At 38.4% G+C, this 23,499-nt stretch carries 25 protein-coding genes; 11 read left to right on the top strand and 14 right to left on the bottom strand.

Annotated elements, in window-relative coordinates; genetic code table 11:
- Positions 1-2 precede the first annotated feature (2 nt).
- The 4 genes from H4J69_RS06235 to H4J69_RS06220 all read left to right on the top strand — a co-directional run bounded on the left by H4J69_RS06235 (position 3) and on the right by H4J69_RS06220 (position 4,129).
- Positions 3-1,418 (top strand): FAD-dependent oxidoreductase, encoded by a 1,416-nt coding sequence (locus H4J69_RS06235; protein WP_182214432.1) that lies wholly within the window; start codon positions 3-5, stop codon positions 1,416-1,418.
- 174 nt (positions 1,419-1,592) lie between these two features.
- Entirely contained in the window at positions 1,593-2,351 is a 759-nt protein-coding gene (locus H4J69_RS06230; RefSeq protein WP_182244138.1) for an ABC transporter substrate-binding protein, read from the top strand.
- Positions 2,352-2,461: 110 nt separating this feature from the next.
- Positions 2,462-3,325 (top strand): YicC/YloC family endoribonuclease, encoded by an 864-nt coding sequence (locus tag H4J69_RS06225; protein WP_182214435.1) that lies wholly within the window; start codon positions 2,462-2,464, stop codon positions 3,323-3,325.
- Between the two features lie 138 nt (positions 3,326-3,463).
- Positions 3,464-4,129 (top strand): YceH family protein, encoded by a 666-nt coding sequence (locus H4J69_RS06220; RefSeq protein WP_070375507.1) that lies wholly within the window; start codon positions 3,464-3,466, stop codon positions 4,127-4,129.
- Between the two features lie 59 nt (positions 4,130-4,188).
- On the opposite strand, the gene H4J69_RS06215 is transcribed toward H4J69_RS06220, so the two are convergent.
- The 4 genes from H4J69_RS06215 to H4J69_RS06200 all read right to left on the bottom strand — a co-directional run bounded on the left by H4J69_RS06215 (position 4,189) and on the right by H4J69_RS06200 (position 7,960).
- Positions 4,189-4,794, bottom strand: a complete 606-nt coding sequence (locus H4J69_RS06215) for an HAD family hydrolase (RefSeq protein WP_182221310.1) — start codon at positions 4,792-4,794, stop codon at positions 4,189-4,191.
- A 238-nt stretch (positions 4,795-5,032) separates the two neighbouring features.
- The gene (locus tag H4J69_RS06210) at positions 5,033-6,742 is read right to left on the bottom strand and encodes a GMC family oxidoreductase (RefSeq protein ID WP_182244139.1); all 1,710 of its coding nucleotides are present in this window, start codon (positions 6,740-6,742) and stop codon (positions 5,033-5,035) included.
- Positions 6,739-7,458 (bottom strand): gluconate 2-dehydrogenase subunit 3 family protein, encoded by a 720-nt coding sequence (locus H4J69_RS06205; protein ID WP_182214440.1) that lies wholly within the window; start codon positions 7,456-7,458, stop codon positions 6,739-6,741. The genes H4J69_RS06210 and H4J69_RS06205 overlap by 4 nt, the downstream gene beginning before the upstream one ends.
- A 4-nt stretch (positions 7,459-7,462) precedes the next feature.
- A complete protein-coding gene (locus tag H4J69_RS06200; protein WP_182244140.1) occupies positions 7,463-7,960 on the bottom strand; it encodes a thioredoxin family protein in 498 nt (165 codons plus the stop codon).
- Positions 7,961-8,114: 154 nt separating this feature from the next.
- On the opposite strand from H4J69_RS06200, the gene rph reads away from it, so the two are divergent.
- On the top strand, positions 8,115-8,828 hold the full coding sequence (gene rph / locus H4J69_RS06195; RefSeq protein ID WP_070375502.1) for a ribonuclease PH: 714 nt from the start codon (positions 8,115-8,117) through the stop codon (positions 8,826-8,828).
- A gap of 26 nt (positions 8,829-8,854) precedes the next feature.
- Positions 8,855-9,508: an orotate phosphoribosyltransferase gene (gene pyrE, locus H4J69_RS06190; RefSeq protein WP_182214442.1), complete on the top strand. Its 654-nt coding sequence runs from the start codon at positions 8,855-8,857 to the stop codon at positions 9,506-9,508.
- 123 nt (positions 9,509-9,631) lie between these two features.
- Here the strand turns inward: pyrE and H4J69_RS06185 are convergent, their stop codons facing one another.
- The 3 genes from H4J69_RS06185 to bioH all read right to left on the bottom strand — a co-directional run bounded on the left by H4J69_RS06185 (position 9,632) and on the right by bioH (position 11,914).
- Positions 9,632-10,615 carry a putative metalloprotease CJM1_0395 family protein gene (locus tag H4J69_RS06185; protein WP_182242181.1) on the bottom strand — a complete coding sequence of 328 codons (984 nt, stop codon included), beginning with the start codon at positions 10,613-10,615 and terminating at the stop codon, positions 9,632-9,634.
- 3 nt (positions 10,616-10,618) lie between these two features.
- Complete coding sequence (locus H4J69_RS06180) at positions 10,619-10,933, bottom strand: hypothetical protein (protein ID WP_182221313.1); 315 nt, start codon at positions 10,931-10,933, stop codon at positions 10,619-10,621.
- Between the two features lie 180 nt (positions 10,934-11,113).
- Positions 11,114-11,914, bottom strand: a complete 801-nt coding sequence (gene bioH, locus H4J69_RS06175; protein ID WP_220467855.1) for a pimeloyl-ACP methyl ester esterase BioH — start codon at positions 11,912-11,914, stop codon at positions 11,114-11,116.
- A 68-nt stretch (positions 11,915-11,982) separates the two neighbouring features.
- Between bioH and H4J69_RS06170 the strand changes: the two genes are divergently transcribed.
- Positions 11,983-12,789 (top strand): ComF family protein, encoded by an 807-nt coding sequence (locus tag H4J69_RS06170; protein WP_182221314.1) that lies wholly within the window; start codon positions 11,983-11,985, stop codon positions 12,787-12,789.
- Between the two features lie 61 nt (positions 12,790-12,850).
- On the opposite strand, the gene H4J69_RS06165 is transcribed toward H4J69_RS06170, so the two are convergent.
- The gene (locus H4J69_RS06165) at positions 12,851-15,427 is read right to left on the bottom strand and encodes a M14 family zinc carboxypeptidase (RefSeq protein ID WP_182244141.1); all 2,577 of its coding nucleotides are present in this window, start codon (positions 15,425-15,427) and stop codon (positions 12,851-12,853) included.
- A 244-nt stretch (positions 15,428-15,671) separates the two neighbouring features.
- Here H4J69_RS06165 and nfuA point away from each other — a divergent pair, with 244 nt between their 5' ends.
- Both nfuA and H4J69_RS06155 read left to right on the top strand, forming a co-directional pair.
- Positions 15,672-16,250 carry a Fe-S biogenesis protein NfuA gene (gene nfuA, locus H4J69_RS06160; RefSeq protein WP_070375496.1) on the top strand — a complete coding sequence of 193 codons (579 nt, stop codon included), beginning with the start codon at positions 15,672-15,674 and terminating at the stop codon, positions 16,248-16,250.
- A 58-nt stretch (positions 16,251-16,308) separates the two neighbouring features.
- Complete coding sequence (locus H4J69_RS06155; RefSeq protein WP_182244142.1) at positions 16,309-16,563, top strand: hypothetical protein; 255 nt, start codon at positions 16,309-16,311, stop codon at positions 16,561-16,563.
- Here H4J69_RS06155 and H4J69_RS06150 read toward each other — a convergent pair.
- On the bottom strand, positions 16,553-17,920 hold the full coding sequence (locus tag H4J69_RS06150; RefSeq protein ID WP_310733589.1) for an MATE family efflux transporter: 1,368 nt from the start codon (positions 17,918-17,920) through the stop codon (positions 16,553-16,555). The two genes, H4J69_RS06155 and H4J69_RS06150, sit on opposite strands and share 11 nt — an antisense overlap.
- A 93-nt stretch (positions 17,921-18,013) precedes the next feature.
- On the opposite strand from H4J69_RS06150, the gene H4J69_RS06145 reads away from it, so the two are divergent.
- Positions 18,014-19,063, top strand: coding sequence for a polysaccharide deacetylase family protein (locus tag H4J69_RS06145; protein ID WP_182221317.1), 1,050 nt, complete (start codon positions 18,014-18,016; stop codon positions 19,061-19,063).
- A 58-nt stretch (positions 19,064-19,121) separates the two neighbouring features.
- Here H4J69_RS06145 and H4J69_RS06140 read toward each other — a convergent pair whose 3' ends face one another.
- From H4J69_RS06140 to H4J69_RS06120, 5 genes are all read right to left on the bottom strand, one after another.
- Positions 19,122-19,763 carry an SCO family protein gene (locus tag H4J69_RS06140; protein WP_182214454.1) on the bottom strand — a complete coding sequence of 214 codons (642 nt, stop codon included), beginning with the start codon at positions 19,761-19,763 and terminating at the stop codon, positions 19,122-19,124.
- 175 nt (positions 19,764-19,938) lie between these two features.
- Entirely contained in the window at positions 19,939-20,883 is a 945-nt protein-coding gene (gene cyoE, locus H4J69_RS06135; protein ID WP_182214456.1) for a heme o synthase, read from the bottom strand.
- Between the two features lie 9 nt (positions 20,884-20,892).
- Positions 20,893-21,900: a heme A synthase gene (locus H4J69_RS06130; protein WP_182221318.1), complete on the bottom strand. Its 1,008-nt coding sequence runs from the start codon at positions 21,898-21,900 to the stop codon at positions 20,893-20,895.
- Position 21,901: 1 nt separating this feature from the next.
- Positions 21,902-22,462, bottom strand: a complete 561-nt coding sequence (locus H4J69_RS06125) for a hypothetical protein (protein WP_182214460.1) — start codon at positions 22,460-22,462, stop codon at positions 21,902-21,904.
- 26 nt (positions 22,463-22,488) lie between these two features.
- Positions 22,489-23,220, bottom strand: a complete 732-nt coding sequence (locus H4J69_RS06120; RefSeq protein ID WP_182244143.1) for an SURF1 family protein — start codon at positions 23,218-23,220, stop codon at positions 22,489-22,491.
- A gap of 56 nt (positions 23,221-23,276) precedes the next feature.
- Between H4J69_RS06120 and H4J69_RS06115 the strand changes: the two genes are divergently transcribed.
- Positions 23,277-23,492 carry a DUF2909 domain-containing protein gene (locus H4J69_RS06115; protein ID WP_070375487.1) on the top strand — a complete coding sequence of 72 codons (216 nt, stop codon included), beginning with the start codon at positions 23,277-23,279 and terminating at the stop codon, positions 23,490-23,492.
- Positions 23,493-23,499 lie beyond the last annotated feature (7 nt).

The following is a 23,499-nucleotide window of genomic DNA, read 5'->3' as shown; positions in this document are numbered from 1 at the left end:
GTATGAGTAAAAATGTTTATCAGTTTATCGATGTTAAACGCATCGATCCGCCTAAAAAAGCGATTGAACAACGTAAAATAAATTTTGTTGAAATCTATCAGCCATTGAGTACTGACCAAAGTGCTGGCCAAGCAGATCGTTGTTTAGATTGTGGTAATCCTTATTGTGAGTGGCAATGCCCTGTTCACAATTATATTCCACAATGGTTAGAGTTGGTTACCGAAGGTAAGATTTTTGAAGCTGCTGACTTATGTCATCAAACAAATAGCTTACCAGAAATGTGTGGCCGTGTTTGTCCACAAGATAGACTCTGTGAGTCTGCCTGTACATTAAACGAAGATTTTGGTGCGGTTACTATTGGTAATATCGAAAAATATATTACCGACACTGCCTTTGCACAAGGGTGGAAACCTGACTTATCAGACGTAGTAAAAGTGAACAAACGTGTTGCTGTTATTGGTGCTGGCCCTGCAGGTTTATCTTGTGCTGACGTACTAACACGTAATGGTATCGACGCTGTTGTTTACGACAAACATGCTCAAATAGGTGGCTTGCTCACTTTTGGTATTCCATCATTCAAACTAGAAAAAGATGTTATTCAAACGCGTCGTGAAATCTTTGAAGGCATGGGCATTGAATTTAGATTAAATGTCAATGTCGGTGTTGATATTACCATTGATTCATTAAGTGAAGAGTACGACGCGGTATTTTTAGCGCTCGGTACCTACACAGATATGACAGGTGGCTTTGAACACGAAGGCGCTGCTGGTGTTTATACCGCACTCGATTTCTTAATCGGTAATACACAAAACTTAATGAAAATTACTGAAAATGCTAAACCTTTTATTAGTTTTGAAAATAAGAAAGTCATTGTACTCGGTGGTGGTGATACGGCAATGGATTGTGTACGTACCTCAATTCGTCAAAGTGCTACCGAAGTAACCTGTGCTTATCGTCGTGACGAAGCCAATATGCCGGGTTCACCACGTGAGGTTCAAAATGCTAAAGAAGAAGGTGTTAACTTTCAATTTAACATACAACCTCTTGATATTGCTGTTGATAAAGAAGGTAATGCCTGTGGTGTTAAATTTGTAAAAACTCAACTAGGCGCTGCGGATGCGAAAGGCAGAAGAAGCCCTGAACCGATAGCGGGTAGTGAGTTTATTATGGAAGCTGACGCCGTCGTTATTGCTTTTGGTTTCTTACCTAGTCCACCACAATGGATGAAAGATGCCGGTGTTGAAATAGATAAACGTGGACTGGTGTTAGCCGCTGATAATAGCGAATTTGCTTTACAAACCACTAAACAAAATATTTTTGCCGGTGGTGATATGGTGCTAGGTTCAGACCTTGTTGTTACAGCTGTTGATCAGGGCCGCAAAGCAGCAATAGGTATTTTAGACTTTGTGCTAAGTTAACCTATATCTAGCGTTTATTTTAAAAAGCAGCTTAGGCTGCTTTTTTTTATGCCTAAATTTAATAATATAACCACCCATTCAAATAAAATGAGCTATATTAATAAAAATAAAAATCTTGGTTAAGGTTTATAAATAGTATTGCTACCGAGTATATTACGGATACTTAAAATATATATGATCAAATTATTTAACAATTATCTCACCATTTTAATAATAACTTTTTTCCTTTTATTGGTACCGTTTAATGGCAAAGCTGAAGTCATTGAAGTTGTTACCGAGCTTCTAGAGCCTTATCAAATTAAAAACCCGGATGGTAGCTTAGGTGGTTTTTCTACCGATGTCGTTGAAGCTTTATTTAAAATAACTGAAGACCATCCTAAGATTCAGGTAATGCCTTGGGCAAGGGCATACGACGTTGCACTTCATAACCCTAATGTTTTAATTTACTCTATTGCACATACAAAGCTTAGAAATAAAAAATTTCATTGGATCGGTGCCCTTAAAGAAGAGCGCTTATATTTTTGGGGATTAAAAAAACATTACCCTAAAACTAACTATAAAGTCTCCGCATTAAAAAACCGTAAGATCGCTGTTTCTAGAAATTCTAATTCAGCACAATATTTAATCGCTCAAGACTTCTCCAATATTTACCAACTTGCTAACGAGCGACAAACCATGAATATGTTATTTATTGATAGAGTTGACCTAATACTTGCCACACAAATCACCATAGAAACCAGAGCTAAAAATCTGGGCTATGATTTTAATGAGTTACAAAGGTTAAACGAAGTAGCCGCTTTAAATAACAAACTCAGTATTGCTTTTAGTCTTAATACGTCACCAACATTGATAAAAAAATACCAAACGGCATTTCAACAACTAGTAACCACAGGTCAACTTGCAAAAATTAAAGAAAAATGGAAATTAGATTAACCCTAGTATAAATAAAAATTCATTCTTTAAGCGTATAAAATATAGTAGCTACCTGATTACGCGTTTGGCATAATTACCTTAATTTTTAGATTCAGTAAACGGATAACAATATGATCCATAGTATGACGGCTTTTTCTCGCTTTGAAGTGAAAGGTGATTGGGGTAATGCAGTTTGGGAAATTCGATCTGTAAATCAACGATTTTTGGAAACTTACTTCCGTTTACCAGAACAATTTCGTAGCATTGAACCGGCATTGCGCGAGCGATTTCGTAAACAATTAAATCGTGGCAAAGTAGAGTGCAGCTTGCGTTTCAATGCTAACCCATCAGCAAAAAACAATTTATCACTTAATAAAGGCTTAGCTGAACAACTTTTACAGCACGCAGGTTGGATAAACGAACAAACACTTAATAGTCAATTAAATCCTTTAGAAATTATGCGCTGGCCTGGTGTCATGGAAGCTGAAGAAGCCGATATGACCAACATTCAAAAAGAAATTTTGGAAGGATTTGAACAAGCGCTAAAAGACTTTATTGATGCTCGGGCAAGTGAGGGAGAAAACTTAAAAGTATTAATTGAACAACGCCTTGAAGGTATTGTTGAGCAGTCAGACAAAGTAAAAGCATTTATGCCTGAAATCATTGCATGGCAGCGTAAGCGGATCACCGATAAATTCACCGACGCCAAAATTGAGCTTGATTCAAGCCGAGTTGAACAAGAGCTAGTGTTACTTGCGCAAAAAATGGATGTTGACGAAGAAATTGATCGCCTATTTAGCCATGTAAAAGAGACAAGAAGCATCCTAACAAAAGGTGGTGCACAAGGTCGTCGCCTAGATTTTATGATGCAAGAATTTAATCGTGAAGCGAATACCTTAGGATCTAAATCGATTAATGTTGATATCACCAATGCAGCTGTCGAACTAAAAGTACTTATCGAGCAAATGCGTGAGCAGATCGCGAATATCGAATAGGTATTAAGTAGGTTTGATTCTTTTAAAAGCCATAGCAAACTATGGCTTTTTTTATGGCTGAAAAGACAACTTAACATAGTAAATATAGACATAGCTTGGTATAACATCAGCAAAGACTTTTGTCAGGAAACTTTAAAAATGATCACACTATCCGCCAACCAATGCCGCATTATTGGTGTAATGCTTGAGAAAGAAATCACAACACCTGAGCAATATCCACTCTCATTAAATGGTATTACCCTAGGCTGTAATCAAAAAAGTAACCGTGAGCCGGTAACGAATTTTTCTGAAAGTGATGTGCAAAACTTAGTCGATGAATTAGTAGAAATGAATCAATTAATGGTAGATAGAAAAGCTTCGGTAAGGGTAAATAAATATTTTCATCGTTTTTGTGATACTGAGTTTGGTCATTTAAAATTTACACGCCAGCAAAAAGCCATTATTTGTGTGTTATTACTAAGAGGGCCGCAAACCCCGGGAGAGTTAAGAACTCGTACCAATCGTTTAGCTGACTTTACCGATGTCAGTGAAGTTGAAACGACTTTGCATCAATTGCAAAATTTAAACAGTAAGATATTAGTCAAAAAGCTAGCGCGAGAGCCTGGCAAACGTGATTCTCGCTATGTTCATTTACTTTCTGATACCCATGAAAATCAATTAGCTGATACTAACATTGTCGATATAGACGATAGTTCATCTGAAAATCAGCCTCGTCTGGAGCAAAGAGTAGCAGATCTAGAAAGGCAAGTTACCGTATTGAGCGAACAAGTATCATGCCTAACAGCATTACTTGAAAATAAGTAATTAACGATTTAATGTGCATGAAAGTCTGCAGTAAAGAACATACACTGCAGATAATTCCATTATGCATGTTCTACAATCGATACTTGCTTAATTGTCTCGCTTAATTCATTAAGGTCGAGAACGACAACATCTGCCAAATTTTCATAGCTTGCTGTTATACCATAATTGATAAGACAAGACATGGTGTTAGCATTTCGCGCCGCTTGCAAATCATATAAATAATCACCAACATACAATAAGTTTTCAGGGGCTATCTGCCAAAGCTCAGCTAAATGTAGTAACGCATCAGGGGCTGGTTTAGCTTTGTGATCTTCTCGAGTCAGTAATATCTCAATATTGATATTATTGTTTTTTACTTTTATCGCCGCTGCTTGTCGACAATTTCTGGTAACAATCGCACAAGGTAGAGACAACTCAGCTAATAAAGTTAAAATTTGGTCGGTTCCCGCCAACTTATTTGCTGTCATAGCATCATTTATTTCATATTCTACTATCACCTCATGAGCTTCAACTTGATGATGTTCTGGTAAAGCATCAATAAAATCTAATAAATCTATGCCTTTTGGACACCCCAAGGAAGCTCTTATACTGTCAAAATCTAAAGATGAAGAGACCAAGGTGTTGTCGAGATCAAATATCACCCCTAATGGTTTATGTGCTAACAATACTGTATTACTCCTCGTTATCGGACAAACGAATTAAGTGTAATAATAACATTCGCTTTGATTAGCAATTTATTACACCAAGTTATAATTAAACTGTGCAGTAATACGTGGCTATAGCGAATTCAGATCAGACTCGTCGATTAGCCTTAGAAAATTGATGTCTCGTTAAAACCTAATCAATAAACTGTTGTGAGGGTATGCTTTTATCTCCTCACAACACTCCCCCCAATAACAATGGCTAAATGATAGACTCTTGCCAACGGTGTTTAATATGCTCTGCAACTCGAAATGCATTGGCATAAATGGTAAACGTGTAGGGAACACTACCGCCTGTGGGCATAAATGAGCCATCGGTAACATATAAATTATTGACTTCATGGGCTTGACAGTATTTATTCAATACCGATGTTTTGGGGTCATTACCGAACCGGCAACCTCCTGCCATTAAGTTTGTTGGCGGGTAGCTGCTGATAGAGCTAGTAATATTTTTTGCGCCCATACTTTCCAGCAACTTCTTGCCTTTCTCCGCTAGATACTCTCCAACCACCCTATCATGTTGGTGTGCACCAATTCTTACCTTAGCGACTGCTTGCCCCCATTTATCAGTGACTTCTGGGTCTAAACTAACAAAACAATCGTCGGTGGGTAACCAGTCATTAAAGACTTCAAAACGTAAGGTTTTATAAGTGGTAAATTCTTCTTTTAAGTTTTTCTGTAATTGCTCGCCCCACACTAACTCATTTGCATCATTGAATTGTTGCCCTTGTGCACGAGCAATAGGGTTTTGATAAAAGAGAAAGTCTATGGTGCCGCCTTTTGCTTGACCTTGTTGATTAGCACCAGAGAAGCTTTTATCGTCAATTTGATACCAGTCTTGTAAAGCACGATTTATAAAAGGGCCAACTTGCTTTAATTGAGCTTGCTTTTGCGTTGTTAAATCAGCAAATAAAAAGTCCCCTTTACCTGTACCTCCACCACTAAACACTAAATTCTTACCCACTTGTCCGCTATTGTTCGCAAGCCCTTGTGGGAATTTTTTCCCTTTGGAAGCCAGCAATAAACGTGATGTTTCAACCGCTTGACAAGCAACAACATAAATTTTTGCTGTGGCTTTTTGTTCTCGACCTTGTGAGTCGTAATAATGGATGGCAGATATTTTACCTTCATCATCACTCGCTATATGATAAACCTTAGCATTCGCTTTAATGGTTAAATTTCCCGTTGCCACGGCATGGTTTAACAAAGCAGCTCGACCACTACCTTTGGCACCGGTTGAACAACCATAGCTACTACAATACCCTGAATACTCGCAACTTTTTCGTCCCATGGCTGGAGTCGATAAGATGGCACGAGGTACTGGCATTGAGTGATAGCCAATATTTTTTGCTGCTTTGTCAATCCAGTCTGATACTTGATGATCAACTAATGGCGGGTATGGGAAATCGGTTGAGCGTGGTTCTTGATGAGGGTGTGAAACAACTTTCCCCGAGACACCAACATCTCGTTCTACTTGCGCATAAAAAGGTTCAAGCTCGTGGTAACTGATCGGCCAATCGACAATATTAGCGCCTTTAATATCACCAAAGGTTGACTTTAATTTAAAATCTACCGGCTTTAATCGATGAAAATAACCGCTCATAAAGTTAGATGAACCACCGACAACATTACCGTTCCAGAAGCTCCAGCCCGACTCACTTGTTGGCTCGCCTTGCCAATAGTTTTCTCCGTCAGCGGTTTGATATTCTTCTTCAATAACATGCTGTTCATCAGCCAGTTTGGGATTATAAGAATCACGTAAACTAATCGCTAATTCATCTTTGAAAAATTCTTTCTCGGTTAACCACGGACCTTTTTCCAGTATTAATACTTTAGCGCCAGCTTTCGCTAATGTATAAGCGACAGGTGAGGCCCCTGCACCACTACCAACTATGCAAATATCAAAACTCATGCTTTGTTACTTCCTTTAACTGTCGACCACTTTTTATTTGCTAATAAGTCTTTTGATTGAATAATGTTGTTGGCACTTTTGTCGCTGGTCACCGAACGTTTGGGTAACTCGAAATAACGTTGACCCGCTTCAGGTAATGGAAAGCCCGCTTGATGCTCTAGCCATTGCCAACCAGTACCTTTTGGATTACCGCCATAAGCAGGTGGCGATAACATAGCTTCAAAAATATAACCCAGTAGATTATTGAGCCAGTTTTCGCCCGCTCTCGAGCCACTGATCCCTCGTAACATAGTTTCTTTTTCGACTTTGCTTAACTCAGTAAAGTTTTTTTGTAATTGGTTTTGTGTATAACCATTTAACCAACCGACACCTTTAAAAATAAAGTCAATTTCACTTTTTTCAGTGGGTTGCTGATAAACAACGTTATATAAATAAATAACGACTTGTAACTCTTTGGCGCTTGGACCACTACTTGATTCTGGTAAGAGATGATCAAGCACGGCATTCAAGGTTAACCAAGGCTCTGCCTGCAAAGTCTCAAACACTTTATCTTTTTCATGTTGACTGAACGCTACCGCAGGAAGTGCAGAGATTGCCGTTGCTCCCGCCGCTGATTTTAATAATTTACGACGAGAAAACTTATGTGATAACCAAGATGGTGTTTGATAATTTTTATCAAAGAAGCTGTTGATTTTATTTAATGCTGTACCTGACATTGATTTATCCTTTTGTCTCACTGCTTTGCCATTTATTAAGAAAGGCTAACCACTGCTCTTTAGAATATTGTTCACCAACGAGTAATTCGGCAGTATCTTTTGATAAAAGCATTTTACCGCTACTTGTTGATACGTACATATGAGGATAGCCTAAAACGGGTGGTAACGATTTCATAAACGCTTCATTTTCATTACTGTCACTGACGCTTATTTTTAACAAGACAAACTCACTATGGAGCTTCTGATAAACCTCAGGGTTTTCAGCCAAAAAAACATCCATTTTTTTACACCAACTGCACCAGTTGCCACCAATTTCAATTAGCACATTACGCTGAGTTTTTTGAGCTAGCTTTATTGCCGTATTCGCATCTTTAAAGGGATCACTTTTTTCATCATAGACTTTACTGTATTTAGGTAAATCATCAGCGTTAATGGCTGAGGCGGGTGTTATTAACAAAAAAGAAGCGAAAGTAACAAGCATTAACACAACAAAGCTTTTCATAAGTAGGCTCAATATAAATTAGGATATTGTAAAGTACTGCTAACTAGACCCTAATTAGATTAACTATATTTCAAATTGTTTTCACGTGATTATGTCAAATTTGTTGCTGAACGATTATAATGCGCAACAATTATTTCACCATAGGTATATTAACATGCGTCCAAGCGGCAGAACTCCAGGTCAAATACGTCCTGTAACCATTACTCGTCAATTTACTACTCATGCTGAAGGTTCAGTATTAATTGAATTTGGCGACACCAAAGTTATTTGTACTGCCTCAGTAGAAGTCGGTGTACCACGTTTTTTAAAAGGACAAGGTAAAGGTTGGATCACAGCAGAGTATGGCATGTTACCTCGCTCTACCCACACCCGTATGCGCAGAGAAGCAGCTAACGGCAAACAAAGTGGTCGTACGTTGGAAATATCTCGTTTAATCGCTCGTGCATTGCGCGCAGCTGTCGATTTGAAAGCCCTAGGTGAAAATACCATTAGCGTCGATTGCGATGTTATACAAGCTGATGGCGGTACACGTACTGCTTCCATTACCGGTGCTTGTGTCGCATTAGTCGATGCTTTAAATTATATGCGCGCTAAAGATATTATTAAAACTAATCCATTAAAGCATATGATAGCAGCAGTTTCTGTTGGTATTTATAAAGGTGAAGCCGTTTCGGATCTTGATTACCCAGAAGATTCTGCTGCCGATACCGATATGAATGTCGTTATGACAGACACAGGTAAATTGATTGAAATTCAAGGCACAGCAGAAGAAGCGCCGTTTAGTTTTGATGAAATGCACAATATGCTAGCGTTAGCAAAAGACAGTATTAACGAATTATTTGATTTACAAAAGTTAGCCCTTAGCTAAATACTCTGATTAAAGTGGGAATAAAGATGAAAGATTATCAACGTGAATTTATTGAATTTGCTCTAGCGAAAGAAGTACTTCGCTTTGGTGAATTCACTTTGAAGTCAGGCCGTACAAGTCCATACTTTTTTAATGCGGGTTTATTTAATACCGGCGGTGATTTAGCACGCTTAGGTCGTTTTTACGCACAAGCACTCGTTGATTCTACTATCGCGTTTGATTTGCTTTTCGGTCCAGCTTATAAGGGCATACCAATTGCAACCACCACTGCAGTAGCATTAGCTGATCATCACGGTATGGACATGCCTTATTGTTTTAACCGTAAGGAAGCAAAAACTCACGGTGAAGGTGGCAGCTTAGTTGGCTCTCCTTTACAAGGTAAGATAATGTTAGTGGACGACGTTATTACTGCCGGCACTGCTATTCGTGAATCAATGGAAATTATTAAGGCCCATGGCGCTCAATTGTCTGGTGTATTAATCGCTCTTGACCGCCAAGAAAAAGGCCAAGGTGAATTATCTGCTATTCAAGAAGTTGAACGTGACTTTGGTACAGAAGTTATTGCCATTGTTACCCTAGCTGACGTGGTTACTTACCTTGAAGAGAACCTTGCTTTGCAACCTGCATTAGCGACAAGTTTAGCGAGTATTAATAAATACCGTGAGAATTACGGTATTTAGCTGACAATCATTAATATCACTTTAGCTTAATGATACAAGCACAATAAAAAGCCTCATTATTTATTAATAATGAGGCTTTTTCTTTATAGCGCAATAACTTAAGAGGTTTAGGCTTAAGAGGTTTTAGGCCGTTAATTGGAAATGAAAACTGGGTTCTTTTTCATAAGCTTGAGTAATGCCAGCATAGAGGCTTTCAATTCTTAAAGCTCGCTCATCAACAGAACTATCACGGTTAGCTATAATTTCGTCCTGAGACGCTAACGTGCGATTAACTAGTGTATCAAAATCTTCTGTTTCTTGATTTTCTTCTGCTGAAAAGACATCACGAGACTTACCTTGGACTGTTACATTTTTTGCTTCACTGGTGTCTGCTGAACTAATCGCGGCCAGCTCTGTTTGCGCTTGTAAAATAGCTCGCGACGCTGAAGCTGCAACACGGGTGTCTTGAATTGATGGATCGGCAGGTGCTAGTGCGGCGGCATAGACCTTTTGCATTTTCGTTATGGTTGCTCTTGGATCGCCATTAACCGTAGAAAGGTCTACTGAAACTTCACCACCAACAGCATATTTCTTTCCGTCTGGACCCATTTCAAAAGTATATGAAGGTGAGCCCGTTGATGCGCCACCGACAGAAGCATGTGCCAATTCATGAGCACGTACTTCTTGATCTCTTAGTTGTAGCTCATTAATAATTCTTTGTTCGGTAAAAGCTTCTCGACTGTTAGGAGCCGGTTTGCCATCAGGGGAGCTTGCTGAATTTTGACCATTTTCACTATCATCTTCAATAGCATTTTCGTTTGCTAGAAAAGTCTCAGCTGCAGATTGTTGCTCTGATGAACCACTCTCGCGATTACTATCACCGCTAATCGTTTTTGTTGCTGATTCCGCTTGCTTGCGGATGCTTTCAAAATCAAAATTTTCATTATTCTGTGCAGGGGTTCTGCCTCTTTCTCTGTCAGAAGCTACCCCTTTTTCTGCTGCAGACTGGTTTGAGGCCGCTGGTTTTGCAATAACTTCGCGGATATTATTTTCACGACGCAAGCTATCCGTTTGCGGATTAACCGCAGTAGGAATAGACAGAGTAGGCGTTTGCGGCGTGATGTTCATCGGTTATGCTCGAACGTCTAATAGCGTGCCTAAAGTTTCATCAGCTGTTTGAATAACATCGGCGGACGCTTTCGCTTGAAATTCTGCAACTTTTAAATCGACAACGGCTTTGGTAAGGTCTGGTAATTCTGCTGAACTAGCATTCTTACTAGCTGTATCTGGGCTAGGTGCATTATCAGTATTGTTTTCTTGGCCAATACCAAAATCTTCAGGACTAACAGCTAAGTTAGCCGCAATATCTGCTGCAGCTTCTGTTACATCGCCTTGCGCTTTTTGAAAGCCTTGTAGACCACTTGCTAATGCTGATTGTATTTCCATAACAAACTCCTCTATACCTATTAACAGAATAACAATGTACAAATAAGTAAATACTAAATTTACATATTTAATTTAATACTTAGCTTAAGTAATCGACTTAAGTACTCAGTTTTTGCTATTTAACCCTGCAACATCTTTGTTCAATTATCATACAATACGACTAAAAAGTAAAGGATCGATTTATCGATAAGTACCTTCAACTAAAGGGGCTAGCCAAGTCGTTAGTGTTTCGATAAACGCCTCCGGGTGAGAAATAAAAGGTGCATGTGATGCCTGCTCAAAAATAACAACATCACTGTTAGGTGATAATGCAGTAATAGCTGTAATTGCCTTGCGCGGCACTAAGCCGTCAAGCTTTCCGTATAACCGCAAGTAGGGTATCGATATTTGGGCGAGACTTTCGCGCTGATCAACGGTTGTCAATAATTGCAGCGACTCATCTAAAGTTGATTTGGTTGGCATTGGAAACTGCAAAACGAGTTCTCGTAGCAATTTAATATCATGACGTAAATGAGGGCTGCCCATCGCCTGAACTTTTAAAAAGTTATTAATCGTCTTGGCGGTATCTTCTGCTAGTTGTCGATGAAATATCGCTAAAACATCTGGCTTAATGCCAAACCAGTTCTCTTGCTCAACAAAACAAGGCGAGCTAGCGACCGTGATTAATGCTTTCACTTGCTTTGGAAAATTTAATGCTATTTCACTGGCAATCAAACCACCTAACGACCAACCTATATATACCGCAGGTTTTGCTACAGATTGCGCTATTAATGATGCAACTTCAGCTAAAGTATAAGGAGATATTGAGTGTTCTAAATTGGTACCAAAACCAGGTAAATCGACAGTGATCACTTCAAAGTGCTCTTTTAATACCTCGACACTCGGTTGCCAAACGCCCGAGTTTAATCCCCAGCCATGAATAAAAACTAGCGGAAGTCCGCACCCTTGACTCGATATTTTTAAAGTTTCTGCCATGCTCATAATAGAGGGTATTACCGTTAATTTTTATTACACGAAGTTAACGACAGTTTACTTAAAGAAGGTATTAAATGGAATTTAACCACGTAAAATTTATTCAATATTTAAAACAAAAATCATTTAACTTTATTGATCGTTTAAAGTTGTTTAAAACACAATTAAGTTGTTGTGACTTATGTGGTGGTCGCTGTCAAAGCCAAGCGCTTATTTGTGATTTTTGCTTGGCTGATTTACCACTTTTTGATTTAAAAAAATTACACGGTGATTTATTAACCTGGCCAGCGATAAATACTATATTACCTAAAAGAATTTTTGATCAGTTAATCTCAGTATCAGCTTACCAATGGCCCATAGACTTATGGGTCAGGCAACTAAAGTATCACGGCCGTTTTGAATTAGTCCCTTTACTGAGTGTTTTATTATTTAAACAATGGAAAAACGCCTTACCGTATGAAAATAAACCTTATACGCATTGTCCCCATCAACCCTTACTATTGTCCGTACCAATACACATGAAAAAATGGCAAACGCGAGGCTTTAATCAAGCGCATTTATTGGCAGAAGATTTTGCCCGCCTTGCACAAATGCCCTATTGTCCAGATGCATTGCAGCGTATTAGTCACGATAAAAGCCAAGCGGGTCAAACCGGTGTTATTCGCCGTAAAAATTTACGCCATGCCTTTAAACTGTCAAGCGAATATTTAGTCAATAAAAGCGATCAACAATCACGTTTACCTGAACACGTATTGCTCCTTGATGATGTGGTAACAACAGGCTCAACGTGTAATGAAATTTGTCGTTTATTGAAAGCTAATGGCGTTAAAAAAGTTACCGTATTAAGCCTTTGTTTATCTTTACCTAATAACAAAATTCAATAAAAGTTAACTTATACGGTGTTAGCTTTACACAATTTAAATCTTTTCATCTTTCAACAAATTATTAATGAGTAGTAGAAGCGTTAAATGCTTTAGCAAAAAATAAGCTGTTCGCTATTAGCTTTGAACTGCCTAACCAATAGCCACGAAAAGCTAAATTGTCAGTACTGGCAATCACTCGCCCATTACCATAATTATGGGCGACTATAGCTGAAGAATTTGCCACTCGATTGACCATGTTTTTATCAGCATAACCGCTCAATAATGGCCGTGCATTATATTTCGCCACTGAGATAAACGGCTTTGAACTATGTTGCAAAATTAATGTACTGTTGCGAAATAACGGTAAACGGTTATCCGTATAACCATAAGCTAACGGATGCGAGGTATCGAGTGTTGACTCAAAAATCGCGCCAGCAATACGTTTACGCCCAGCCAGTTTTTCTTTGTCTTGGTAGCGTACATTATCCGTATCAAATAACTGGTTGATTTCATTAGTAGTAACGAAGTTCATCGCCAGTAATTCATATTCTGATAAAAATTTAGCTGCTCGTTTCTGCCCAAAAATAACACCACCACTTTTTGTCCATGCCGCTATTTTATCGACATTATCTTGTCCAAGAGAATCGTATTTGCCATCAACCATAATAATATGACTATAGCCACTTAACTCAATTTTTGCTAAACGCTGCTGCTCTACAACCGTTACAGGGATTGACAGGGTATCGTCAAGATAAAATAACATCTCTGCACTCTCGTATTGAGAAACGCCTTTACCACCAAGCATTAAAACCTTTACTGGCGATAATAACCGGAAAGAGCCACTACCTATATCTATACCTTTAACGGTTAATCCCGTCGACAAGCTATTAATAGGTATATCAATTTTTTGACTACTTTGCGTGACAATATCACGCCAATTTAATTGCGTTTGTATGCCCGCAGGAATAATAATACTGCCTCGCGCAAAATCTTTATTAACCATTTTTCCATCAAGTTTAAATCGTGACGAAAACGTTTTTGTAGCAACCTTTGCTTTAATACCTTTATTAAGTAAGTCATTGAGTAATTTGGGTGCTAAAAAATGATGCCACTCAAATGCGTAGGCATACGCCTGTTGCTCAATACCACTGTTATCCGCTATATCTGTTGGCTTCTCCCAAGCATTATCTGCCAGTTTTAGTCCCCAAGTACGACCAACCCGATAAAAGTCTATATCCATTGCCAGTGGCATTGTCCAACCCGAAACATCATAAAAGGTATTGTCTTCGAACTGAGTTTGCTGCGAAAACAACGCTTGAATAACTCGATACTGACGCTGGTCTAATGGCACATAGAAGCTATGTTCTTTAGCATAAACAACGCCAGCTAAACGAAAGTCTTCAGTTAGCGGATAGACCTTAATCTGATGTTGTTTTAATTTATCAAGTAGGACGTTGAGGCGATAAGAATCATGTGTTTCATGTAATAAGTAGCCACTAAAGCTTTCTTGATCAGCCAATTTTTCTGACTCTTTATAAAAGTTTTTCTGGTAACTCAGTAGCTTGGTCTTATTTTTCCATGCCCCCTCAATGGTCGAGAGTGAAGTTAATACGTGATTTTGAATACCAAACTCAAAGGTTAATAAGCCATTATCACTATTTTGTTGCATACCTCGGCTACTTGCTTGTTCGAATAAAACACCGACTCCACCGTTAATGTCTGGGTAAGTAGAGCCTTTCCCGTAATAAAAGTCATCGAAATTTTCTTGGCTGTAATAAAGGCGATCATTTTTATCAAGTGCCTTCGCATGATAGGTTGCTAAAAGTTGTGTCATTTCTGTATTGGCACTTGGCGTTAATGGGTGAGTACGCGTTGGAATGCCTGGCTGAAAAAAGTAACTGCCATTGGCACTCATCTCATGAAAATCGCCTAATACATGAGGCTGGTATTGGTGAAAATACGCTAATCTATGTTGACTTTCTTTTTGTGCGAGTAATAACCAGTCACGGTTAAGATCAAAACCAAAATGGTTGGTACGACCGGTAAGCCAACCTTGGTGATGCTCGATATGATTAGGATCCGCATTAGGTGTGCTGCCGCGATGCATATTCGCCCATTGCACAAATCTATCCATGCCATCAGGGTTAATACTTGGCTCAATAACAATCAGGGTATTTTCTAGCATTTGTTTTATATCTGTGTTTTCACTTGCCGCCAAATGATATGCCACGGCCATTGCCGCATTAGCGCCACTAATTTCATCACCGTGTACACTGTAGCCAAGCCAAATGACTAACGGTGAACTGATGTCATCGGCGCTCCCCGTGGCTGATCTTTTTGCCAATATTTTACTCAAATTAGCTAAATTATCTTTAGAAGAAATCGTCAATAGCACTTGCTGGCGTAGTTCTTGGGTCTGTCCAATATCCGTCAGTGTGATCCGCTCTGAGCTGTTTGCTAATACTTTGATGTAGTTGAGGAGTTGATCATGACGAATATGTCGCTCGCCAATGCCAAAGCCTAATGAGCTTTCTGGGGTTGGAATAGCTTGATTGTAAGTGTGATCTGTTGGTAAATAGTCGGTAACTTTTGCCGCATAACTCAATGGTGAAAAAATAAAAAAACCGACCAGCACGGCTAAAAACAATCGTGGTAACATAAAATATATCCTTGAATTCAATAACAATAAAATACCAAAATCTATCGAAACACACCAGAATAACTGTCTCTTTTTATCATATTGTTATTTCAATTAACTATAATTTCACTAGCGTATAGGTAGATAACAGCGTAAAATATTAATACCTGACTAAATTAGTCAGGTATTAATATTTTCAATCTCTAAGGTCCGTGAGAAACTTTAGAGAAATTTTGGTAACAAGTGTAAGAGAGTAATAACCGTGATGATCAATATTTCCGAAACAGCACAATCGCATTTCGCTAAATTATTAGAACAACAAGCAGAAGGCACAAGTATACGTGTATTTGTTGTTAATCCAGGTACTGCTAGTGCAGAGTGTGGCGTGTCTTACTGCCCAGCTGACGCGATAGAACCTGAAGATATTGAAATGAAATTCGAACACTTCTCTGCTTATATTGACGGTGACAGTAAGCTGTACTTAGAAGATGCTGAAATAGATTTCACCACAGATCAAATGGGTTCACAATTAACCTTAAAAGCGCCAAATGCTAAATTAAGAAAAGTAAATGACGATGCGCCATTATTCGAACGTGTTGACTACTTCTTAAAAGCAGAAGTTAATCCACAGTTAGCTGGCCATGGTGGTGAGTGTACGTTAATGGAAATTACTGACGACGGTTTCGCTATTCTACAATTTGGTGGTGGCTGTAATGGTTGTAGTCAAATTGATGTCACTGTAAAAGATGGCATCGAAAAACAACTTCTCGAAACAATGGCAGGCGAGATAAAAGGTGTTCGTGATATGACTGAACACGAACGTGGTGATCATTCTTACTATTAAGTTATTTGTTCGTTAACCTGACAACTATACTGACTGCTGAGTTATTCATTAATTTAAAATGATGACAATACTTGAAAAATTAGGCCAAGACCCGCAAAGAAGCTTAGTGCTTTTTACTCGCGGACTTGGTCTTTTTGCTATTGGCGCTTGCTTAATTTTTATCGGTTACTATTACCATTATTATTGGCAAATCGCCGGCATTGTTTTTTTAGCTATTGGTCTGTTAACCTCTGCTTGGGGTTACAGTGGGATCTTTGCTAATCGTTTACTCAATATTTTTGATCGTCAGACAAATAAAAAAATTAAAGACTAATGGGTTGTTTTTCTATAACGCGATAATAATGCCAAGCTAAGCTTAATCCTCGAACCAGCAAAAACACACTAAATGCAGCCCATAACCCATGATTACCAAAGCCTTGTAATAGCCACCACATTGGAAAAAAGCAACCAAAGGTCGCAATTATCATGCTATTTCGCATCACTTTGGCTTTCATTAGACCGACAAAAACACCATCAAATAAATAACACCAACAGCCTAATACCGGTAAAATAATCATCCAATGTACATATTGTTCGGTCGAGAAAACAACCTCTGGAATATCGGTTAGTAAACTAATCAAGAAATCACCTGCTATGGCAAAGAGTGCACTATAAGTGAGCGCAAAGAGTCCCGTCCAAAATAAAGCGATTTTAACGACAAAATTACGCTGTTTAAGATTCTTTTGCCCTTGTGCTTTCCCCACTAACACTTCTGCTGCATTGGCAATGCCGTCTAATCCAAATGAGATTAACAAAACAAAGTTCATTAAAATGGCATTAGTTGCAATAACATCATCGCCTAACCTAGCCCCTTGAAAAGTAATAAAGACAAAACAAATCTCTAAGCACAGTGTTCGAATAAGAATATCTCGATTAAGTTGAAAGTAATTGGTCAGCGCTGACTTCTCAAATAACTGATCTCTGATAGCTGTAAATTTTCCCACCATTTTTATTAATATACTTTTTAGGGGGTGTCGATTACCTGTCTGTTGCGCAAAAATAATATAAGCCAACCCTATAATAACACCTGAATATTCAGCGATTAACGTTGCTGACGCCACCCCTTGCACTTGCCAATCAAACACTAAGACAAACAATAGATCTAGCGACAAGTTAATTAGGTTAGTGACGATCAATATCCACATTACAGCCTTAGCTTTATGATTGCCCAACAACCATCCTAATATAACAAGATTTGATAACGCAGCAGGCAAACCCCAAATACGGATATCACAATATTGCTTAGCATAAAATTGTATTTGTTCAGATCCTCCGGCTAAACCTAAGCTCAGATCAAGATAAAAAGACTGTAACAAAATCAGTGCACCACCAATTAAGCAAGCCACTAACAAACCTCGTAGCAGAACCAATAAACTTTTTTGTGCGTTTTCTTCACCTAATGCCTGAGCGGTAAGACCTGTAGTCGACATACGTAAAAAGCCACACAACCAAGTAACAAAGGTAATAATCATTGCCCCGACTGTACTGCCACCTAGGTAATAGGCTTGGTCTAAATGTCCTAAAACAGCAGTATCAACTAAGCCTAGAAGAGGTATGGTGATATTTGAAAAAATCATCGGTAAGGCGATGAGGAATAGTTGTTTATGGTGGTTGATAGTATTAACGTTCAAAAAAGTATTCCATATAAAAATTACCTGAAAATTTACTATAAAAAGAAAGCAAAACGCGCTATTTTTATGACTGACTAAACAAGGGCTTCACTCATGAAATTTTTATTACCTGCACTATTGCTATCTTGCTTTCACTTTTCTAGCTTTGCCGCTGTAATTTTACAATATCACCATGTTAGTGACAAAACACCGGCAAGTACTAGTATTTCACCGGAACAGTTTCAAATTCATATGCAGTATTTATCTGATAACAATTTCAATGTTATCGCGCTTTCAGATTTAATGAATTCTATCAAGAAACAGCAACCTATTACTGACAAAACAGTGGCAATAACTTTTGATGATGCTTATCTTGATATTCTACTCAATGGTAAGCCTATTCTCGACAAATTTAATTATCCTTTTACGATTTTTATCAACCCTGCCATTGTTGAGCGTGGTTCGAGTAACTATCTTACTTGGCAACAACTTAAAACGATGGCTGATCAAGGCGTTATTATAGCTAACCATGGCATGGAACATGACTCTATGGCCCGTATTAGTGAAGGTTTAACCGAACAGCAATGGCTAATAAAACATACTGAACTTTTATTAGAGGCTGAAAGTATTATTAAAGAAAAAACCGGACAAAGTTGGCGCTATTTTGCCTACCCTTATGGTGAGTACACTCCGGCAGTACAACAATGGGTAGCACAAAACGATTTCATTGCTTTTTCACAACAATCAGGAGCCGTAGGCTTAGCGACAGATTTAACAAGCGTGCCACGTTTTCCTGCGTCAAAACCCTATGATCAAATATCTAGTCTGCGTGATAAATTAAAATCTTTACCTTTCAACATGACTTTACGTAATGAGAATGCAAGTACTATTGTCGAGTATAACCAATCAAAATCAGTGACTTTTGATGTTGTCGTTGAAGATTTTCTTCCCGCACAATTGAACTGTTATATTTCGGGTTTAGGTCGACAAAAAATAGAATGGCAAGAAGAAAATAGCTTTACCATTAATTATAGCGCGCCCTTGCCCATTGGCCGTGTTCGCTGTAACTGTACCGCGCCAAGTATTAGTGAGCCAGGACGTTATTATTGGTACTCAAAGCCTTGGTTTGTCTTAAAAGAAGGTATGCAGTGGTATCCGCTTTAACAAATATAGCGATTTAATAAACTTGTCAGCCCATAAAGTTAAGGATGACAAGTTTCCTTTATTCAGCTAATTTTACAATTTTTGCAAAATCACTGACCAGTTTCTCACCATCAATGGTAGGTAATACACCCAAGGCTTGTCTAGGCTTAAAAATAGCCGCGATATCTCCCTGTGGATTAATTAACACTAAAGAAGCACTGTGATCGACTAAGTAACCATTATTGTCGGCTTCATCGCCTTCAGGCTCGTTAATCGCGTACATCATGCCAAGGTTACGAGCAAACGGAAATAACACACCATGGTCACCCGTAAGCGCAATAAACTCCTCATTAAAATAAGCTATATACTGAGCTAATTTTTCTGGCGTATCTCTACTAGGATCAACAGAAACCAACAAAATTTGTGTATCTTTACTGATCGCTTTTAAATCGTCATAAACAAAGTTTAGTTCTTGTAATGTAGTCGGGCAAACATCAGGACAAGAAGTATACCCTAGAAATACCCACGACCATTTATTGGCTAATTGTTCTTTGGTAAAGGCTTGGTTATGATGATTCGTTAATTGAAATGGCTTAACTTCCCGAACCTGCTGATAATATAAAGCGTGTTCAGGCTGTGGTAATACTGTCGCTTTTTGAAAGACAAAAAAACCTACCGCACCAGCAACAAGGGCGACAATGACATACAACAACTTGTTCATATTTAATTATTTCCGTTTGTCTTATCCAATAACCATTTGACTGATTAAATGGTCTACTTTTCATTTGGAAAAATAGATAAATACCCGATATAAAATTTAGTAAGTCGTTATCCTACTACTAAATATTATATCGAAGTAGCTTTGTCCTTACCCTTAACAATGATCAGATAATTGATCAGCTTGGTATCATAGGTAACAAATAATGGTCAAGTAATAGGATAATAAACAAGCCCATTAAATGTACGATTGAAAACTTAAAGGTGTCCATTGCCGTATTCTCATCGGCATTAAACTTAAGTTTCCAGGCGTAAGCAAAAAACATCAGATTCAATGTTACTGCGCCAATTAAATATAACCAATTACTCATTCCCACTAAATAAGGTAACAAGCCAACAACAAAAAGTAACACGGTATAAAGTAAAATTTGGGTTTTTGTAAAGTTTACCCCATGGGTTACCGGCAACATGGGAATATTTACTTTTGCATATTCATCTTTACGATGTATCGCTAAAGCCCAAAAATGAGGAGGTGTCCAAGTAAAAATCAATAACACTAATAACAAAGCATTAGGGTGTATTTCATTGGTCATTGCTGTCCAACCTAACAGTGGGGGTATGGCTCCAGCTAAGCCACCTATCGTGATATTTTGAGGCGTAGCACGTTTCAAATACATAGTATAAACAAAACTGTAACCCACCAAACCTGCAAAAGTAAGCCATGCCGTTAAGGGATTAACCAAGCTATATAAAATGGCAAAACCACTGACCGCTAAAAACATAGCAAACAAAGTCGCATTTCTCGGCGTTAAACGTCCCGTAGCAACGGGCCGGTTATAAGTTCGCCCCATAATACTGTCAATTCGTTCATCAACAATGTGATTTATCGCGGCGGCGGCTGATGATAAAAAGCCAATACCCACCATTGAAGGAATAAGTACTTGCCATGGAATGGTACCCGGTACAGAAAGACACATCCCCACCAGAGCGGTTAACACTAAGAGTGCCACTACACGAGGCTTAGTGATTTCATAATAATCTCGCCAAATAGCGGTTTTAGTCTCTATAACTTCAGGTGTAGTTGCTGGCCCGTTTGGGCTTTCTGTTGATACTGATTCGCTCATAAGTATTCCTTATAATTTCCGTCGTAAACTGTAGGTTAACGTGATCAAAGACAACATTAGACATGCTGCTACCACGTTATGACTCACCGCAACTGCTAACGGTAATGAGAACCAGATATTGCTAATACCCAATAATATTTGGCAACTAAGAATAAACGCTAAGCTAATAGCTGCATTCTTAAAAAATGCAGATTGAGATTTTCGAAATACCATTAATGCTAACCAAAAAAGATAAAGCCCAGTGACAATGGCTCCTAATCGATGAACAACATGAATCGTTACACGTGAAGCATGAGATAAATGACCAAATTCGTAACTATCTTTTTCTGGTGGGATCAAATCAAATGAATCTTCGAAGGTCATTTGCTCTTGCCAGCCTGATTGGCAAATAGGTAATTCAGTACAAACCAAGGCAGCATAGTTTGACGATGTCCAGCCCCCTAAACCTATTTGTGCGGTTAACAGTACAATACCAATTAAGCCGTATCTGCCATATTTCTTAATGGCGAAATCACCACCTGGTACCCTAAAGTCAGCCAAGCGTAAGTATAATAAAAATAACAAACTCAAGGTTGTAAAACCACCAAGTAAATGACCCATAACGACAATCGGCATTAGTTTCATGGTTACGGTCCACATGCCCAAGGCCGCTTGGAAAATGACCACCACGAGTATCAACATCGGCAACCTTAATGGCGTACCTTGATCGCGTTGTCGGTAAGACATAAATGCTATCGCTAGAATTAATAAACCCAACGCACCAGCAAAATATCGATGGATCATTTCATTCCATGCTTTATGCGCTTCAACTTTTCTTTCTGGAAATGCTTGCTCTGCTTTAATAATTTGTTCTGCGGTTGCAGGTACATCAATTAATCCATAACAACCTGGCCAATCTGGACAACCTAAACCCGCATGCGTTAAGCGCGTATAAGCACCTAAGCTAACCACGATTAGTGCTAATAGAATACTAATTAAGACTAAGGTACGAACACGATGATTAACACGATTTTTCATCTTAACCCACCCTTGAATACTTAAGTAATTTCTTCATATCGGCTAAGATTTCTTTACCAAACATTGCTTGAGCATCATCATTTGTCGGTGGTTTATGAGATAAAACCACATTACCTAAAGGGTCAACAACTAAGACTTTGGTATCTGATAAAAAGTCATCAACTAGACTTGGAGTAGAAATGATCACCCAGCTGTTTTCAGTTAACCTTTCCGTTTGCTGAGGTGAGAGTGGATTAGGAGAAAGTGCGACGCGCTTTACTCTGGGCATTTCTCTACCCAGGGCTATGTAAGAGTTATTAACACTAAGTAACGTTTGTTCACAGTGATCATCACAATGCTGTGGCAAGCTATAAATAATTGACCAAGTTTTTTGTAAAGCGGGTTGACTCAAGCCTAACTTTTCTAAAGTCAGTTCATTCTCAACTAAAGTGCCCTTGTTCGTCACACCATAATCAAGCCAATTTTGAGTTAAGGCGAGTTTTGCTAACACGATAGGGAGGATAAAAGCGCCCAGCACCATGACCATACTACGACGAGATTTTTTCTGTGATACATCATTCATACACTTAGACCTTATTATTTTTTTTATTAGTGATTTAACGCTTGTTCACTATTTCTACCCAATTTAATTGACGCCCATATCATCAACAATAACCATGCTATCGCCAAACTAAACCATTGAAAGGCATAAGCACGATGTTTTTCAGGCGGCATAACAATTGGTTGCCAATTTTTTTCATAACCCACACTCTCTGTTTTATCTAAGTAGACGACAAAGGGCAAGAGTTGACGTGAAATTAATGTTGAAAATTTATCTAATTCTATCTGCTGAACACGCAATGGCCACTCACCTTTAACCAAGACTTGTTCCATTAACATTATGCCTTGCTCTATTTTACGTACGTGACCTGATAGTTGATACTTTCCAGTAATAGCCTGCACATCGGGAATTTCTTGACGATTTATAGAACCTACTACCCAACCTAAATTAACTAAGACCGCCTGCTCACCACTATTAAACACTTGATAAACACGATAACCTAATTGTCCTTTATTCGTTTGGTTGTCTAATAAAAAAATAGTATTATTATCAAATTCCCCAAACATAGTGATCGGTAGATCATTAATTTCATTTTTTTCTGAGAGCACTTGAGAAAGTGACAAGGCTTGTGTTTGGCTCAATTGTGTAATGGTTGCGATGCGTTGCTCTTTTTGTAAAGCACGATCACTTTGCCATAATCCGAGTTTTACTAATCCGGAAAAAACAAGTAGGGTAAATATCAACCAAGGTAGGCGAATGTTTGATATAAAATTTTTCAAACAATTAATTCCTTAAATATGCTTAAAGCGAACATAACAACATAGGAAATTTTTAAATGGCATTTGCGATAAAAATAATTATTATTGGCTGCTTAGTCTTCATGGTATTTAGCCTGTTTCAGGCACTCTTTGTCTTAAACAAAAATGACCCAAGTAAACCGTCAATGTCAAAATTTATTGGCCGACGCGTGATGATTTCAGCCTTCATTATTATACTTATGCTAGTCGCTATTTTAACAGGCGTTATTACGCCACACCCACGACCATTCTAATCAACTC

This window comes from Colwellia sp. BRX10-9, assembly GCF_014077405.1.
Taxonomy (GTDB): domain Bacteria; phylum Pseudomonadota; class Gammaproteobacteria; order Enterobacterales; family Alteromonadaceae; genus Colwellia_A.
Note: the sequence above shows the minus strand (reverse complement) of the source record. Positions and strands in the feature narration are given on the sequence as shown.

What these genes read in the sequence shown, in the direction of transcription:
- H4J69_RS06235 (WP_182214432.1), top strand. Translation starts at nt 3, where the DNA reads ATGAGTAAAAATGTTTATCAGTTTATCGATGTTAAACGCATCGATCCG.
- H4J69_RS06230 (WP_182244138.1), top strand. Translation starts at nt 1,593, where the DNA reads ATGATCAAATTATTTAACAATTATCTCACCATTTTAATAATAACTTTT.
- H4J69_RS06225 (WP_182214435.1), top strand. Translation starts at nt 2,462, where the DNA reads ATGATCCATAGTATGACGGCTTTTTCTCGCTTTGAAGTGAAAGGTGAT.
- H4J69_RS06220 (WP_070375507.1), top strand. Translation starts at nt 3,464, where the DNA reads ATGATCACACTATCCGCCAACCAATGCCGCATTATTGGTGTAATGCTT.
- H4J69_RS06210 (WP_182244139.1), bottom strand. Translation starts at nt 6,742, where the DNA reads ATGAGTTTTGATATTTGCATAGTTGGTAGTGGTGCAGGGGCCTCACCT.
- H4J69_RS06205 (WP_182214440.1), bottom strand. Translation starts at nt 7,458, where the DNA reads ATGTCAGGTACAGCATTAAATAAAATCAACAGCTTCTTTGATAAAAAT.
- H4J69_RS06200 (WP_182244140.1), bottom strand. Translation starts at nt 7,960, where the DNA reads ATGAAAAGCTTTGTTGTGTTAATGCTTGTTACTTTCGCTTCTTTTTTG.
- rph (WP_070375502.1), top strand. Translation starts at nt 8,115, where the DNA reads ATGCGTCCAAGCGGCAGAACTCCAGGTCAAATACGTCCTGTAACCATT.
- pyrE (WP_182214442.1), top strand. Translation starts at nt 8,855, where the DNA reads ATGAAAGATTATCAACGTGAATTTATTGAATTTGCTCTAGCGAAAGAA.
- H4J69_RS06185 (WP_182242181.1), bottom strand. Translation starts at nt 10,615, where the DNA reads ATGAACATCACGCCGCAAACGCCTACTCTGTCTATTCCTACTGCGGTT.
- H4J69_RS06180 (WP_182221313.1), bottom strand. Translation starts at nt 10,933, where the DNA reads ATGGAAATACAATCAGCATTAGCAAGTGGTCTACAAGGCTTTCAAAAA.
- bioH (WP_220467855.1), bottom strand. Translation starts at nt 11,914, where the DNA reads ATGAGCATGGCAGAAACTTTAAAAATATCGAGTCAAGGGTGCGGACTT.
- H4J69_RS06170 (WP_182221314.1), top strand. Translation starts at nt 11,983, where the DNA reads ATGGAATTTAACCACGTAAAATTTATTCAATATTTAAAACAAAAATCA.
- H4J69_RS06165 (WP_182244141.1), bottom strand. Translation starts at nt 15,427, where the DNA reads ATGTTACCACGATTGTTTTTAGCCGTGCTGGTCGGTTTTTTTATTTTT.
- nfuA (WP_070375496.1), top strand. Translation starts at nt 15,672, where the DNA reads ATGATCAATATTTCCGAAACAGCACAATCGCATTTCGCTAAATTATTA.
- H4J69_RS06155 (WP_182244142.1), top strand. Translation starts at nt 16,309, where the DNA reads ATGATGACAATACTTGAAAAATTAGGCCAAGACCCGCAAAGAAGCTTA.
- H4J69_RS06145 (WP_182221317.1), top strand. Translation starts at nt 18,014, where the DNA reads ATGAAATTTTTATTACCTGCACTATTGCTATCTTGCTTTCACTTTTCT.
- H4J69_RS06140 (WP_182214454.1), bottom strand. Translation starts at nt 19,763, where the DNA reads ATGAACAAGTTGTTGTATGTCATTGTCGCCCTTGTTGCTGGTGCGGTA.
- cyoE (WP_182214456.1), bottom strand. Translation starts at nt 20,883, where the DNA reads ATGAGCGAATCAGTATCAACAGAAAGCCCAAACGGGCCAGCAACTACA.
- H4J69_RS06130 (WP_182221318.1), bottom strand. Translation starts at nt 21,900, where the DNA reads ATGAAAAATCGTGTTAATCATCGTGTTCGTACCTTAGTCTTAATTAGT.
- H4J69_RS06125 (WP_182214460.1), bottom strand. Translation starts at nt 22,462, where the DNA reads ATGAATGATGTATCACAGAAAAAATCTCGTCGTAGTATGGTCATGGTG.
- H4J69_RS06115 (WP_070375487.1), top strand. Translation starts at nt 23,277, where the DNA reads ATGGCATTTGCGATAAAAATAATTATTATTGGCTGCTTAGTCTTCATG.